At 54.8% G+C, this 13699-nt stretch carries 14 protein-coding genes; 6 read left to right on the top strand and 8 right to left on the bottom strand.

The window, feature by feature from the left end; all coding sequences use genetic code 11:
* Together ACK4S7_RS08135 and ACK4S7_RS08130 are read left to right on the top strand one after the other, a co-directional pair.
* Positions 1 to 239, top strand: a 239-nt coding sequence (locus tag ACK4S7_RS08135; protein WP_409645781.1) for an MAPEG family protein, incomplete at its 5' end; no start/stop codon positions are given.
* A gap of 14 nt (positions 240 to 253) precedes the next feature.
* Positions 254 to 697, top strand: a complete 444-nt coding sequence (locus tag ACK4S7_RS08130) for an MAPEG family protein (RefSeq protein ID WP_409645779.1) — start codon at positions 254 to 256, stop codon at positions 695 to 697.
* Here the strand turns inward: ACK4S7_RS08130 and ACK4S7_RS08125 are convergent.
* From ACK4S7_RS08125 to ACK4S7_RS08100, 6 genes are read right to left on the bottom strand one after another with little or no spacing between them, the layout of a single operon-like run.
* Entirely contained in the window at positions 694 to 1887 is a 1194-nt protein-coding gene (locus tag ACK4S7_RS08125) for a class I SAM-dependent RNA methyltransferase (protein WP_409645777.1), read from the bottom strand. The genes ACK4S7_RS08130 and ACK4S7_RS08125 overlap by 4 nt on opposite strands.
* Before the next feature lie 36 nt (positions 1888 to 1923).
* Positions 1924 to 2355 carry a hypothetical protein gene (locus ACK4S7_RS08120; protein WP_409645776.1) on the bottom strand — a complete coding sequence of 144 codons (432 nt, stop codon included), beginning with the start codon at positions 2353 to 2355 and terminating at the stop codon, positions 1924 to 1926.
* Positions 2336 to 4057 (bottom strand): dihydroxy-acid dehydratase, encoded by a 1722-nt coding sequence (gene ilvD / locus ACK4S7_RS08115; protein WP_409645775.1) that lies wholly within the window; start codon positions 4055 to 4057, stop codon positions 2336 to 2338. Before ilvD ends, ACK4S7_RS08120 begins: the two co-directional genes overlap by 20 nt.
* Positions 4058 to 4102: 45 nt before the next feature.
* A complete protein-coding gene (locus ACK4S7_RS08110; protein WP_409645774.1) occupies positions 4103 to 4831 on the bottom strand; it encodes an N-formylglutamate amidohydrolase in 729 nt (242 codons plus the stop codon).
* Entirely contained in the window at positions 4828 to 5655 is an 828-nt protein-coding gene (locus ACK4S7_RS08105) for a 4-(cytidine 5'-diphospho)-2-C-methyl-D-erythritol kinase (protein ID WP_409645772.1), read from the bottom strand. The genes ACK4S7_RS08110 and ACK4S7_RS08105 overlap by 4 nt, the downstream gene beginning before the upstream one ends.
* A 42-nt stretch (positions 5656 to 5697) precedes the next feature.
* Entirely contained in the window at positions 5698 to 7338 is a 1641-nt protein-coding gene (locus ACK4S7_RS08100) for an electron transfer flavoprotein-ubiquinone oxidoreductase (protein ID WP_409645771.1), read from the bottom strand.
* 114 nt (positions 7339 to 7452) lie between these two features.
* Between ACK4S7_RS08100 and ACK4S7_RS08095 the strand changes: the two genes are divergently transcribed.
* The 4 genes from ACK4S7_RS08095 to ACK4S7_RS08080 are packed head-to-tail and all read left to right on the top strand — an operon-like array spanning position 7453 to position 11607.
* Positions 7453 to 8211 (top strand): uracil-DNA glycosylase family protein, encoded by a 759-nt coding sequence (locus ACK4S7_RS08095; RefSeq protein WP_409645769.1) that lies wholly within the window; start codon positions 7453 to 7455, stop codon positions 8209 to 8211.
* A complete protein-coding gene (locus tag ACK4S7_RS08090; protein WP_409645768.1) occupies positions 8208 to 9962 on the top strand; it encodes a lytic transglycosylase domain-containing protein in 1755 nt (584 codons plus the stop codon). Before ACK4S7_RS08095 ends, ACK4S7_RS08090 begins: the two co-directional genes overlap by 4 nt.
* Positions 9949 to 10476 carry a molybdenum cofactor biosynthesis protein B gene (moaB, locus tag ACK4S7_RS08085; protein WP_409645766.1) on the top strand — a complete coding sequence of 176 codons (528 nt, stop codon included), beginning with the start codon at positions 9949 to 9951 and terminating at the stop codon, positions 10474 to 10476. The genes ACK4S7_RS08090 and moaB overlap by 14 nt, the downstream gene beginning before the upstream one ends.
* A gap of 42 nt (positions 10477 to 10518) precedes the next feature.
* A complete protein-coding gene (locus ACK4S7_RS08080; protein ID WP_409645764.1) occupies positions 10519 to 11607 on the top strand; it encodes a PA0069 family radical SAM protein in 1089 nt (362 codons plus the stop codon).
* Here ACK4S7_RS08080 and ACK4S7_RS08075 read toward each other — a convergent pair.
* Entirely contained in the window at positions 11604 to 12041 is a 438-nt protein-coding gene (locus ACK4S7_RS08075) for a DUF1330 domain-containing protein (protein ID WP_409645762.1), read from the bottom strand. The two genes, ACK4S7_RS08080 and ACK4S7_RS08075, sit on opposite strands and share 4 nt — an antisense overlap.
* Before the next feature lie 2 nt (positions 12042 to 12043).
* On the bottom strand, positions 12044 to 13642 hold the full coding sequence (locus tag ACK4S7_RS08070; RefSeq protein ID WP_409645760.1) for a long-chain fatty acid--CoA ligase: 1599 nt from the start codon (positions 13640 to 13642) through the stop codon (positions 12044 to 12046).
* Between the last annotated feature and the right edge of the window lie 57 nt (positions 13643 to 13699).

Here is a 13699-nt window from a genome sequence, read left to right as displayed (position 1 = left end):
ATTATGCGCACCTTATGGAACAGCCGACAATTTTCTATGCTACCATCATGATCTTGGCGATTTCTGGCGGTGCAACAGATCTCTCGGTCATGCTGGCGTGGGGCTATACTGTCCTGCGCGTGATCCACAGCATCTGGCAAGCGACGGTCAATACCGTCAGCATCCGCTTTGTGTTCTTTTTACTATCGACTGTCTGCCTGACCATATTGGCAATACAGGCGTTGCTTGCGACTAATTAACAGGGGGAAGATTAATGGAGAGTGCAATATTAGGACCAGTCGTCGCGCTTGCGGCGTGGACCATGGTTATCTGGATTTGGATGTACGCAACCCGGCTACCAGCGATGGGCCGTGCCGGCATTGATGGCACCAAAGTTGTGGGTTCCACTGGCGGCGCGTTGCGCGAGGCGCTCATTGCAAAGGGTGAAGAAAAAGCATCTTGGGTTGCAGATAATTACAACCACTTACACGAAGCACCTACGGTTTTTTATGCAGTGTGCCTAGTGCTGGCGATGGTTGGTCAAGGCGACAATTTAAATGCGACGATCGCTTGGGCGTATGTCGGCCTGCGCGTGGCGCATAGCCTGGTTCAGATTTTTTCTAACCGCGTAATCGTACGCTTTGCTTTGTTCGCGTTGTCCTCAGTCGCATTGCTGATGCTTGTTGTACACGCAGTCATGTCGGTGCTTCTGCACTAACGACTAAAATGGCCTACAAGCTCGATATGGGTTGACCAGCGGAACTGTCCTACGGGCCAGATCCGCTGCAACCTGTATCCAGCGGCAACTAGGGTTTTTGCATCCCGGGCAAAACTTGCTGGGTTGCAGCTTACATAAGCGACATTGGGTACATTTGAGGCAGCAAGTTGCGCGACCTGCTCTTTTGCCCCTGCCCTTGGCGGATCAAGAACCACCGTCTGGAACTTGTTCAGCTCTTCCACAGCCAGCGGCCGCCGGAACAAGTCGCGATGCTCGGCAAATATCGTCCGGCCCGAACGGCCTGCAGCCGCCTTTAACGCTAGGCTGGCCTGCAGGTCTGCCTCGCCAGCATAAATTTTTCGGCCAGCACCCATCGAAAGCGCAAATGTGCCGGAGCCTGCGAACAGGTCTGCGATAATTGTGTCGCTGCCGACGATTTCATTTACTACGGTCACCAACGCGGCTTCTCCATCGATAGTGGCCTGGAGGAAGCCATATGGCTGATACCCGACTGCGACCCCGCCAAGCGTTACCATAACAGGCTCAGGCTCGTAAAATGGCACTGGGCCATAGCCCTCATCGAGCGACAAACGCGCAAGATTGTGAGTCTTGGCAAACTCGGACAGCAGCTCATGCGTATCAAGATCATTGGCAATCCAGTTTTCGATGAGAACATCGACACCTTGGTCGACCATAGCCAGTTTAATCTGCACCTGGCGCGCACGGTTCAGCCGTGGCTCAAGCAACGCGCGCATTGGCGCGAGCAACGCGAAGAGTTCTGGCGCCATGACGTCACATTGGCGCAAGTCAATGATACGGTGACTTTTTTCGGTACTGAACCCAAGCTGAAACTGCTTGCCTGCCCAAGCCGAACGAACCGCAATGCGGCGGCGTGTCTTGGGTGGCGACAGATGGACCGGCATGACTTCGCTGATCTCGACCTGCTGTGTGGCAAGGGCGTGTGTAACCCGTTCCGCAATGAACAGGCGCAGGCTGTCTTCGTCGAGATGTTGTAACTGGCAACCGCCACACAATGGAAAATGCTGGCATGGCGGCGTTACGTGATGCGTTCCGTGGATCAATCCCCCTGACGGATCCACAATGTCACCCGGGGCCGCCAAAGCGACGTAACGGCCATTTGCAGTGACGCCGTCACCGCGTGCGGCAACCCTGATAATCTCTTCAGTCATTTCCATAATGCCTCATGCCCGTGAAGGGTCGAGCAATCAACTGGCGTCTTTGCCAAATTTATTGTCTTGGGTAGAAGTCGCGTTCCTGATCTGGGCGGGCAGACGGTATCTGTCGTCACCGGATGACAGTTCGATCATGCTGCCTTCGAGCACACTGATCCGCGTTTCGTCAAAACCATCGGCAGCCGCGAGCCCACGCCCATCTGTCAAAACGTTGAACCGTCGAAAGCCGCCATCGGGGTGGCGGAGCACCAATATGGTCGCGCCATTAGCCGCGATTTGTTCGGTAGAGCAGAGCCGTTCAAAGTGGTCGGAGCCAGCAAGGGCACACTCTATCTTTCCATCGGCTGCATCTCGCTCTGTGTTGCCGCTTCCTGTTCCGTCGGAAGCATCTGAGTCACCTCCACAGCCCGCAAGCGCCACCAGCACCAAAGCCGCGCAGCATGACCTAGATATCAGCGTAAACATGGGTTTCGGCGGCACCACCGGGATGCGTTACGGCGCCTTTATAAGCGGGCCCCACATTTTGTGCGTAACGCCAAATCGCGCCGGACTGGTAATCCGTTTGACGCGGGACCCAGTTCTTTCGCCTATCTACAAGAATATCCGCAGGAACATTCAGATCAATTACACCTGTCTCGGCATCGATCAAAATCTCGTCGCCATCTTCAATAAGCGCGATGGGGCCACCCAATGCAGCTTCCGGTCCGACATGGCCAATGCAGAAACCACGCGTCGCGCCGGAAAACCGTCCGTCGGTTATGAGTGCGACTTTTTCGCCCATGCCCTGCCCGTATAGTGCCGCAGTTGTTGAAAGCATTTCGCGCATACCGGGACCGCCACGTGGCCCTTCATAACGGATCACAATCACGGAACCTTCGCGAATCTCGCGTGCTTCAACTGCAGCAAAGCAATCTTCCTCACAATCAAAAACCTGCGCTGGACCAGTGAAGGTCAGTCGGTCCATGCCCGCGACTTTCACGATGGCGCCGTCGGGGGCAAGCGTGCCGCGAAGTCCCACCACACCACCAGTTGGCGTGATCGGAGCCGTAGCGGGGTAGATCACCTTTTGGTCAGGATTCCACGTGATCTGGTCGATATTTTCGCCAAGCGTCTTGCCTGTCACAGTCATGCAGTCACCGAATAAGAGCCCTTCTGCCAGCAACGACTTCATCAACATGTAAACGCCGCCCGCGTCATACATGTCGCGCGCCACAAACTGCCCGCCAGGCTGCAAATCCGCCATATAGGGGGTCGTTTTGAACGCGTCAGCCACATCGAATAAGTCAAAGTCGATGCCAGCTTCATGCGCCATGGCCGGCAAGTGTAACGCGCCATTGGTCGATCCGCCAGTTGCAGCTACAATTCTTGCTGCATTTACAAAGGCTTCTCGGGTACATATGTCCCGCGGCCTTATGTTTTTCGCGAGCAATTCCATGACCTGAACACCCGCTGCATGAGCAATCTGGTCGCGGGTGGAATAAGGCGCCGGTGCCATGTTGCTGTTCGGCATTGAAAGACCGATAGCCTCACCAACGCAAGCCATGGTGTTGGCCGTGTATTGGCCCCCGCAAGCGCCGTGACCCGGGCATGCAACGCGTTCCAGTTCCTCGAGCTCCGATAATGGGCAAGCCCCTGCCGCATATTTGCCAACAATTTCGAAGACGTCTTTTACAGTAACATCCTTGTCATGATAGCGACCAGGAAGAATGGAGCCGCCATAGACAAAGATTGATGGCACATTGAGGCGCAACATCGCCATCATCATTCCAGGCAGAGACTTGTCGCAGCCGGCAAAGCCGACAAGCGCGTCGTAACAATGGCCACGGACGGAAAGTTCTACCGAATCCGCAATGACTTCGCGACTGACGAGCGAGGACTTCATGCCCTGATGCCCCATGGCGATGCCATCTGTAACCGTGATAGTGTTGAACCGGCGCGGCATGCCGCCGCCCTGCTCTACGCCCTTGCGCGCAATGTCAGCCTGCGCATCCAACGTCGTATTGCACGGCGCGCTGTCGTTACCTGCCGATACGATGCCGACAAAAGGCCTGGCAATTTCTTCTTCGGTAAGGCCCATTGCATAATAATAGCTGCGATGGGGTGCGCGTTCGGGGCCGACAGATACGTGGCGGCTTGGCAATTTGGACTTATCGAACTGGTTTGGCATCGTGAACTCCGTTTCAGGCCGGCGCTTTAAGCCGTTTTGTACCGTTTAGCCAAGATGTTCCGAAACAAAATGACACATTTTTGATAATATTCGAGCAAATCTTGCTTGGCCTGATTTACTGCCTGCCAAATCCTGCCGCATTTCGATGCCGATGTAGGGGATAGCATTGGCCTCGGCATGGCGGTTCATGGAAGCATTCAATATCTTGCCGGAATAAGGCAATTGATCGCCGACATTGAACCCAGCATCTTCCAGAAATGGAATGGCCAGCTTGGACGCGGCTTCCTGTTCATTATACAGGACGCCTACTTCCCACGGTCGCGCTTCGTTCGGCCTGCTTTCCAGCGCTGGCGTAAAACTGTGCAGGGACAGAATGAGCGCAGGTCGACATTCCGCCAGCATCTGCTGTAGCCTGTCATGATAGGGCCTGTGGAATCGAGCTAGCCTCAATTCGCGGCCAGCAGGTGCAAGATCATTACCTGGTATCAAAAAGCCGTCGCTTTCACGCGGGATTGCGGCTTCGTCGCCCTCGTCCCGGTTCAAGTCCACCACCAGGCGGGAATATCCGCCAAGAAACGCAGTAAACCGGTCGTCCTGAGTGATTAACCGCGCAACGGGTGCAACGCCGATATCCCAGGCGATGTGCGCGCCGAGAAGTTCAGGGTCGATACCTAGATGGATATCGTCGGGAATCCGGTTCGATGCATGATCACCAATGATGAGAAAGCCACCTTTTTGTGGCGCGCCCAATATATCGAATGGACGAGGGCTCATCGCAGCATCGTGGCCATAGACCACCAATGCGGATCAAGCGTTGCCTTCGCTGCCGCAAGGGCTGCCGCATCATCGTACAATGCAAAGCAAGTTGCTCCTGAACCGGACATCCGGGCTAATGCAGGGCTTGATTGTGAGAGCCGGATTAGAATGTCACTTATGGCTGGACAAATTGCCGACGCTAAGGGCTCAAGGTCGTTTCGGCCCGCAATCGCGGTATCCCACATATCGCTGCGCTCGATTGCGCCGCCGTCGTCACCGTTCCATGCCCCGAATATCGCTGCCGTAGAGACGGATTGGCGCGGGTTCACCAGCAACAAATGCCGCGCGGCGACATTGCTGTCATCGAGAAATTCGAGATCCGTCCCCTTACCGCTGCCAAAGCTTGATCGGCTGAAAACACAAGCCGGGATATCTGCCCCTAACTGCGCAAGAATGTTCGCCAGATCCTGTTCGAGCGCCCCCAAGCCCCAGAGCCGGTTAAGTAGCCGCGCGATGGCCGCTGCGTCGGCTGACCCACCGCCGATTCCCGACGAAATCGGAAGCCGCTTATCGAGATGAATAATCGCGCCGTTGGTTACCCCGAAGTGGGACTGCAGCAACAAGGCTGTCTGCAGAACCAGATTGCTTTTATCATCCTCCAAACCGCGTCCAAAAGGGCCGTCTATTTTCAGGCTTAGCATGTCCGCATGCTCCGCATGCAAAACGTCGCCATGCCGGGCAAAGGCAAACAAAGTTTCGATATCATGATAGCCGTCCGGCCGCCGCCGCCGAACATGCAGGGCGAGATTGATCTTTGCGAAGGCAACTTCAGATTGGCCCACAAAACCCCTTCAACGTCGCTGTCGTACGCAGCGCGGTCTTAATTACATATTGGGGTAGTTGGGGCCACCGCCGCCCTCTGGAGTCACCCAGTTGATATTCTGGTTCGGATCCTTGATGTCGCAGGTTTTGCAATGGACGCAATTCTGGGCATTGATTTGATAGCGGGGGTCTTTGCCCTCCTCCTCAATCCATTCATACACACCGGCAGGACAATACCGCGTCGATGGTCCCGCGAATTCCATAAACTCGCTATTTTTCTGCAAATTCATGTCCTTGACCTGCAGGTGGATCGGCTGGTCTTCAACATGGTTGGTATTCGACAAAAATACCGAAGACAATCGGTCAAAGCTGAAGACGCCATCGGGTTTTGGATAGTCGATCCGCTGCGCGGCATTCTTCTTTTTCAGGGCCTTGTGGTCTGGGTGATGCTTCATCGTAAATGGCATGCGCAGGCCAAAGCTTTCCAGCCACATGTTCACACCTGCCAGCATGGTTCCTAGTACATTGCCGTATTTTTCGACCAGCGGCAGTACATTACGGACGATGCGAAGCTCTTCATAAATCCAGCTATTATCATACCCCGTCTGATAACTTGTCAGCTCGTCATGCTCGCGACCCGCAGCCAATGCTTCGACAGCGGCATCGGCAGCCAACATGCCTGACTTCATCGCCGTGTGCGTACCCTTGATTCGTGGCACGTTCACAAAGCCCGCCGAACAACCGATCAGCGCGCCACCGGGAAACGCAAGCTTCGGCACCGACTGCCAACCACCGTCGCTAATCGCGCGGGCACCGTAAGAAACGCGCCGGCCGCCGGTAAGAATCTTTTTCACCTCTGGATGGGTCTTCCAACGCTGAAGCTCATCAAAGGGTGACAGGTAAGGATTTGAATAGTTAAGCCAAACAACGAAGCCCAACGCGACTTGGTTATTTGCTTGATGGTACAAGAAAGCGCCACCGTTGGAATCGGATAGCGGCCAGCCTTGGCTGTGGATAACACGGCCGGCGGAATGTTGCTCTGGCGCGATGTCCCACAGCTCCTTCAGCCCGATGCCGTAAACCTGCGGTTCGCAGTCCGTGTCTAGCGCAAATTGCGGCTTAAGCAATTTGGTCAGATGCCCGCGTACACCTTCGGCGAAAAAGGTATATTTCGCATGTAATTCCATACCGGGCATATAATCATCTTTATGGCTGCCATCGCGGGCGACGCCCATGTCGCCGGTTGCGACACCTTTGACTGAACCATCGCTGTTGTAAAGAATTTCGGCAGCAGCAAAACCGGGGAAAATTTCGACACCAAGGTTTTCGGCCTGTCCTGCCAGCCAGCGGCACAAATTGCCGAGGGAGCCGGTGTAGGTGCCTTTATTATGCATAAAGCCCGGTGTCAGGAAATGCGGCATGATGAACTTGCCGGTTTGGGTAAGTATCCAATGTTGGTTGTCGTTTACCGGCGTATCGGCGAGCGGGCACCCCATTTCACGCCAATCAGGAAGCAACTCGTCCAATGCCTTGGGGTCGATAACCGCACCGGAAAGGATGTGCGCCCCAACTTCTGAGCCTTTTTCAAGGATACAGACGCTGGTGTCCGGCGACTGCTGTTTTATGCGGATTGCAGCCGAAAGGCCTGCTGGCCCCGCACCAACAATTACAACATCATACGGCATCGACTCGCGTTCACTCATTGCCTTTATCCTTTACCCGGCATGTAAATCAGGCCATCCCGATAACTGACCAGCCTGTGGGAATTGCCATGCCAAGCAATTGACCCTGCCGTCAACAAGTGTCTGAAGGGATTTATGGACAAAAGGGGAGATATAGCTGCTCTTGCCGTGGTGGAATCGCTCACGAGCTGGTGGCAACAGGCGGGACTTGATTCAGCAGTGGGTGAGACGTCCGTCAACTGGTTGTCGGATAACGACGTACCCAATGGCGCGCAGCCTTCAGTGGTGGTTGCTGCCTCGCAAGGCCCGACCGATACGCCGGTGGCGCCTGCAATTGCCTGGCCATCAGACACTAAGACACTATCCGAAATGGTGATGACTGGCGCTGCCCTGCCTGGCAATGCATTTGGTCCGGTGCGGTTTGCGCCAACTGGGCCCGACAATTGCCAGGTGATGATCATTTCAGATCTGCCTGACATCGTCGACGCTGGCCAAGCATCAGCGACAGCAAGCGCCAATACCGCCCTGTTGGGTCAAATGATGTCCGCCATAGGAATTGACGTTGCTGATTGCTGTCGCACGTGGCTTGCGACAACGATACCCCCAACCGGAGAGGTTCCAGAGCATGCATTGACGGAACTGGCTGCGTTCATGCGACATCAGATTAAGCTTGTTCGGCCCAAATCGGTTCTGATACTCGGTTCAGCCGCATGTAAGGCTCTGCTAAACGAAGAATTGATGAATGCACGTGCAGAGTTACGGAATATTAATCATGATGGCCTCAATATCACTACGTTGACGACATTTCATCCGCGAACTCTCATTGCGCGTCCTGCCATGAAAATGCAGGCTTGGAGGGATTTGCAGATGTTTGCTAAAAGGGCGGTCCAATGAGCAGCAATTTGCATATGATGAAATGGTTGGCTTGTACGCTGGCTTTGTCACCGATTGCTGTCGCCGAGGCCAACACAAGTGATGGCTTCCGCGCTATCGTTTCTGCTCAGCCGGCGCCAACCGTGCTGGATGCCAAGGAAAAGGCCGTTTTTGCTGCGATATACGATGCTATTCGGTCGGAAAAATGGGACGAGGCGTCGCGCATGATCGATGCCGCGCCTCAGGGACCTATGTCGGCAATGGCTAGGGCGCAGCTATATGTCGCTCCGAATAGCCCCAAGGTTGAGGCCGCGCAACTGCAGGCGTTGCTTGAGGCTGCACCTTATCTGCCGCAGGCTGAACAACTGGCCAATATGGCGCGCAAACGCGGCGTCGAACTTCTTCCCAGTCGGCCAGGAATTCGAAGGTTTTCATGGCTAGGCGGCGCTCCCAAACGGGATCTGCCGGCAAACAAAGCTAGCGACACGATCCGCGCTGAATTGCAGACCTTTATCAAGAACGATGAATCTCTTGCGGCGGAACAGTTTTTGGAGAGCCGATCGCTGGAATTGTCCCCAGAAGCGTTGACCGAATTGCGGTACCGCGTTGCGTGGTCCTATTATATCGAAAATGATGACGCCTCTGCGAAGCGTCTGGCAACGGTCGCACAAATGGCCGGCGGCGATTGGGCCACGCAGGCAGCATGGGTGCGCGGGCTTGCTTCGTGGCGAATGGGCGATTATGCCGCTGCTTACGAGGCGTTTGATTATGTATCCCGGTTGGCAACGAACGATGATTTAAAGGCAGCAGGGCTGTTTTGGGGTGCACGCGCAGCGATGGCCGCGAAGCAGCCACAACATATTCAATCCAGAATGCAAAAGGCAGCTCAGCTACCGGAAACCTTTTACGGGCTTCTCGCCAGCGAAACGCTGGGCATGGAGCCCATTGCTCGAAAGTCAGCCAAGGTAGCCAGGCTCGATTGGGCAAGTTTGAAAGATCAGCAAAACGCGCTACTTGCCGTGTCCTTGACAGAGATCGGCCAAAACAAACTGGCGGATGAAGCTCTGCGTCATCAGGCTAGAATTGGCGATGCGCGGCAACATGCCAATCTTGCGCAATTAGCGGGATCCCTGAATCTGGCGTCCACGCAGTTCTGGTTGGGGCATTACGGCCCGTCGCGTGACCAGAGCAACGCAATGGCACGCTATCCCATGCCAAACTGGGAACCAACGGGTGGCTGGCGGGTCACGCCTACTCTGGTTTATGCCCATGCATTACAAGAATCCAACTTCCGCACTGATGTTATCAGTCCTGCGGGCGCGCGAGGCCTTATGCAGGTGCGCCCGGGAACAGCCCAGGATATGGCGCGGGCGCGAGGCGCGTTTTTCACTCCGGGAGAGCTTGATCGACCTGCAATCAATCTGGAATACGGGCAGTCTTATCTTGAAAAATTACGCGACCTACCGGCAACAGGTGGCCTCCTGCCGAAAGTGATTGCTGCTTATAATGCAGGACCTACGCCAGTGGCCCGCTGGAATACAGAGATTCGCGACAATGGTGACCCGTTACTGTTCATTGAATCCATCCCTTATTGGGAAACGCGCGGTTATGTCTCCATCATCCTGCGCAATTACTGGATTTACGAAATGCGCGAAAACAAAGCGTCTGGCAGTTTGAAAGGTTTGGCGCAGTATATGTGGCCCAAATTTCCAGACTCTAATGGAATGGTGACCGCGCGCCGAGCTTCTGGAGGCGTCATTGCCGCTCGATGAAAATATGGCTTTCAAGCCGGTCAATATCGCGCTCCTGACGGTTTCTGATACCCGCGGGCTGGATGAAGACAGTAGCGGCAACATACTGGCTGCACGTATTGTGGCTGCTGGACATAATATCGCCGACCGAGCGATTCTGAGGGATGATACAGCTCTGATTACCGCTAGGCTCCATAACTGGATCGACGATGATAACATCGACGTCGTTATTTCGACCGGAGGCACCGGATTGACCGGACGGGATGTGACGCCCGAAGCTTTGGATCGCGTCAAAACGAAAGAAATTCCAGGATTTGGTGAACTGTTTAGATGGTTGAGCTACGCCAGCATTGGCACGTCGACCATTCAATCAAGAGCATGCGCAGTACTTGCACGTGGAACATATATTTTCGCGCTTCCCGGTTCTAACGGTGCAGTAAAGGACGGCTGGGACCAGATTTTGGTTCACCAGCTCGATAGTCGCCATCAACCGTGCAATTTTGTTGAACTGATGCCGCGCCTGCGCGAACAATAATTTGTTCTTTATTTGTTCCGCCTATTGCGGTAGGAACCTATTATGCACCACCCAGCCCATCCAGAAGCGACGAAAGGTCGGGGTGCGCCCGACAACGTTGTTCCGACACCGTTTAATTTGAACGAGCGCGTAAGTGACGGTGACTGGCTCGATTTGCGCGAAGAACTGGATGGCGGTCCCCCTGCACTAAAGACGACAGTAACGGAGGAATTCGCAAAGTCGATTCTGTCGTTTAACACTTCGCCCGATGTTCCCTTTGATCGCTCGGTCAATGCATATCGCGGGTGCGAACACGGTTGCATATATTGCTTCGCGCGCCCCACACATGCTTATCATGACCTGTCCCCGGGGCTTGATTTCGAAAGCAGGCTGTTTGCAAAGCCCAATGCGGCCGACATATTGCGTAAAACACTGGCAAAGCCGGGGTATAAGCCGGCGACGATTGCCATCGGCACAAATACTGACCCTTACCAGCCAATCGAAAGCACATACCGGATTACGCGTTCCATTTTGGCTCTTATGGTCGAAACTTCACATCCCATTGTCATCACTACCAAATCAGCCCGGATCATTGAGGATATCGATGTCCTGTCGCAACTCGCTGCCAAGCAGTTGACGGGCGTGGCATTGTCAGTAACCTCGCTGGACGCGAAATTGGCCCGAACGCTTGAGCCACGGGCATCATCTCCTGCCATGCGGCTTGCAGCGGCACGCAAGCTGGCGGACGCAGGCATTTATGTACATGTAAACATTTCACCCATCATCCCCGCGATAACGGATCACGAGATTGAGGCCATTGCTGGTGCTGCTGCCGAGCATGGCGCGTCAAGTATTAGCTGGATTCCAGTTCGCTTGCCGCACGAGGTGGCGCCTCTGTTCCGAAACTGGCTGGATGTGCATTATCCAGACCGAGCAACAAAGGTGATGAACCTGATCCGGGAAATGCGCGGGGGAAAGGATAATGACGCAAACTTTTTTACACGAATGCAGGGCCACGGGCCATGGGCGGAACTCATCCGAACACGCATAAAAATCGCACGAAAGCGGTATGGGCTTGATAGTTCGAAGTGGAATGTTCGCAGCGACCTATTCGTACCACCAAATGTGCACGGCCAGCTTAGCCTGTATTAAGCAAACTCGGCGCCGTTAAGTTCGAGCGGCTTGAACCGGATAAGGCGACTTGTCCGTATAGCAGCTTGCCGGTTTACGACGGCGATCTGATATTCAGGGGCAGTCACCATCTCTAAAAATGCCGCACTATTCGGATAATAAGCGATAAAGGCCGAATCCCAATACCGATCCTCTGGCCCGATCACCATAGCTTCCATGCTGCCTCGCCAGATGATGCTGCCCCCTACCCGCGCGAATATCGGCCCGCTGGTCCTGCCATATTCCTGATAGGCGCGCTCACCGCTCCAATTATTCCCAACATTGGCATGATCAGCGGGGTAATTAGCTACGGCATTGAACTTCAGTAAGTTGAGCATGTTGATGGGTACGTCGCGCGGCAATGATTTGAACAGATCAAATGCCGCGCGGCTCGGGTCTATATAGCTGTCAGACACGTTCAATCTTCCAGCACAAAATCTTTGAACTGCTGGCGCAGCGCTACTTTCTGGATCTTGCCCGTTCCTGTGTGCGGAAGTTCGTCGACGAACAATACCCGGTCGGGCATCCACCATTTAACGATCCGTTCGGCGAGATAGGCCTTCACCATCGCTTCGTCGACATTCGCTCCAGGCTTTTTCACGGCAACCAGAACAGGTCTTTCATCCCATTTGGGGTGAGGAATACCGATGGCGCCAGCCTCGGCAATGCCGGGGCAGCCAACGGCGATATTTTCAAGCTCGACAGAACTAATCCACTCGCCACCCGATTTGATGACATCCTTCACGCGGTCAGTAATCTGCATTGTACCGTCAGGGTGAAGAACCGAAACATCGCCCGTGTCAAACCACTGGTCCGAATCGACAGCATCTGCGTCTGCCTTAAAATATCGCCTAATAACCCAAGGTCCGCGTATTTGCAGTGCGCCGGACGTCACCCCGTCGCGCGGAGCGACGTTACCGTCCTTATCGATGACTCGCAGCTCAACACCAAATGGTGTGCGGCCTTGCTTGCAGACCACGTCAATTTGTTGATCGAGCGTTAGCTCGTCCCAATCAGGCGTTGGCGCCCCCATGGTGCCAATAGGCGACGTTTCTGTCATGCCCCATGCGTGGGAGACACGCACGCCGGACTTCATCAGGCGCTCAATCATTGCGCGCGGTGCGGCGGAACCGCCGATAGTAACAAGCCGAAGTTTACCAAGCGTCGCATCACGCCCTGCGGCCGCTTCGGCATCCAAATGCGCAAACATCGCCAGCCAGACGGTTGGCACACCAGCGCTATGTGTTATGCCTTCTTGCAGCATCAGGCCATGTAAGGTTGCAGCGTCATTGGTGGTCGAGAACACAAATTTCACGCCAGCAGCCGCACCAGCGAATGGCAGGCCCCAACTCGCCGCATGGAACATCGGAACAATGGGCAGCAACGCCGCCTGTGGGCTGAGGTCGAAAATGGCTGGGGCGATTTCCGCCATGGCGTGCAGCATCGTCGAACGGTGCTGGTACAAGACACCCTTTGGATTACCCGTTGTGCCGCTGGTGTAGCAGAGCATGCACGCGTCTCGCTCGTCGCCATTGGCCCATTCATAATTGCCGTCTTGCGCGGCTATGAACGCGCCGTAGCTGTCGTCGCGATCAAAAACGACATAATGCTCAACAGTCTTCAGATGCGGCTTCAGCCGGTCAATGATGGGTTGGAACATAGCGTCATACATCAAAACGTTATCTTCCGCGTGGTTCATGATGTAGATCAGGTCTTCGTCGAACAGCCGCACATTGACGGTGTGGATCACCCCGCCAAAGCCGATCGCGCCATACCAAGCTGCCAAATGCCGATGATGGTTCATGGCAAAAGTTGCAATGCGATCGCCCTTTTGAAGACCAAGTCCGGCAAAGGCTTGCGACAATTTGCGCGCTTCGGCTGCTACGCCCGCCCAGTTGGTGCGTTCAATGGTGCCGTCGGTCCAACGCGTCACGATTTCGCGGGTGCCATGTTCGCGCGCTGCGTAATCGATCAAATGCGAAACACGAAGGTCCCAATCTTGCATAGTGCCGTGCATCAAAATCTCTCCCTTATCCAACGCCGCAGGATAGTGCAGACGCAAAATCTGTCCACG

It is taken from the genome of Sphingorhabdus sp. (assembly GCF_046292425.1).
GTDB lineage: Bacteria > Pseudomonadota > Alphaproteobacteria > Sphingomonadales > Sphingomonadaceae > Sphingorhabdus_B.
This window is presented reverse-complemented; position numbering and strand designations above follow the sequence as displayed.

What these genes read in the sequence shown, in the direction of transcription:
- ACK4S7_RS08130 (WP_409645779.1), top strand. Translation starts at nt 254, where the DNA reads ATGGAGAGTGCAATATTAGGACCAGTCGTCGCGCTTGCGGCGTGGACC.
- ACK4S7_RS08125 (WP_409645777.1), bottom strand. Translation starts at nt 1,887, where the DNA reads ATGACTGAAGAGATTATCAGGGTTGCCGCACGCGGTGACGGCGTCACT.
- ACK4S7_RS08120 (WP_409645776.1), bottom strand. Translation starts at nt 2,355, where the DNA reads ATGTTTACGCTGATATCTAGGTCATGCTGCGCGGCTTTGGTGCTGGTG.
- ilvD (WP_409645775.1), bottom strand. Translation starts at nt 4,057, where the DNA reads ATGCCAAACCAGTTCGATAAGTCCAAATTGCCAAGCCGCCACGTATCT.
- ACK4S7_RS08110 (WP_409645774.1), bottom strand. Translation starts at nt 4,831, where the DNA reads ATGAGCCCTCGTCCATTCGATATATTGGGCGCGCCACAAAAAGGTGGC.
- ACK4S7_RS08100 (WP_409645771.1), bottom strand. Translation starts at nt 7,338, where the DNA reads ATGAGTGAACGCGAGTCGATGCCGTATGATGTTGTAATTGTTGGTGCG.
- ACK4S7_RS08095 (WP_409645769.1), top strand. Translation starts at nt 7,453, where the DNA reads ATGGACAAAAGGGGAGATATAGCTGCTCTTGCCGTGGTGGAATCGCTC.
- ACK4S7_RS08090 (WP_409645768.1), top strand. Translation starts at nt 8,208, where the DNA reads ATGAGCAGCAATTTGCATATGATGAAATGGTTGGCTTGTACGCTGGCT.
- ACK4S7_RS08080 (WP_409645764.1), top strand. Translation starts at nt 10,519, where the DNA reads ATGCACCACCCAGCCCATCCAGAAGCGACGAAAGGTCGGGGTGCGCCC.
- ACK4S7_RS08070 (WP_409645760.1), bottom strand. Translation starts at nt 13,642, where the DNA reads ATGCACGGCACTATGCAAGATTGGGACCTTCGTGTTTCGCATTTGATC.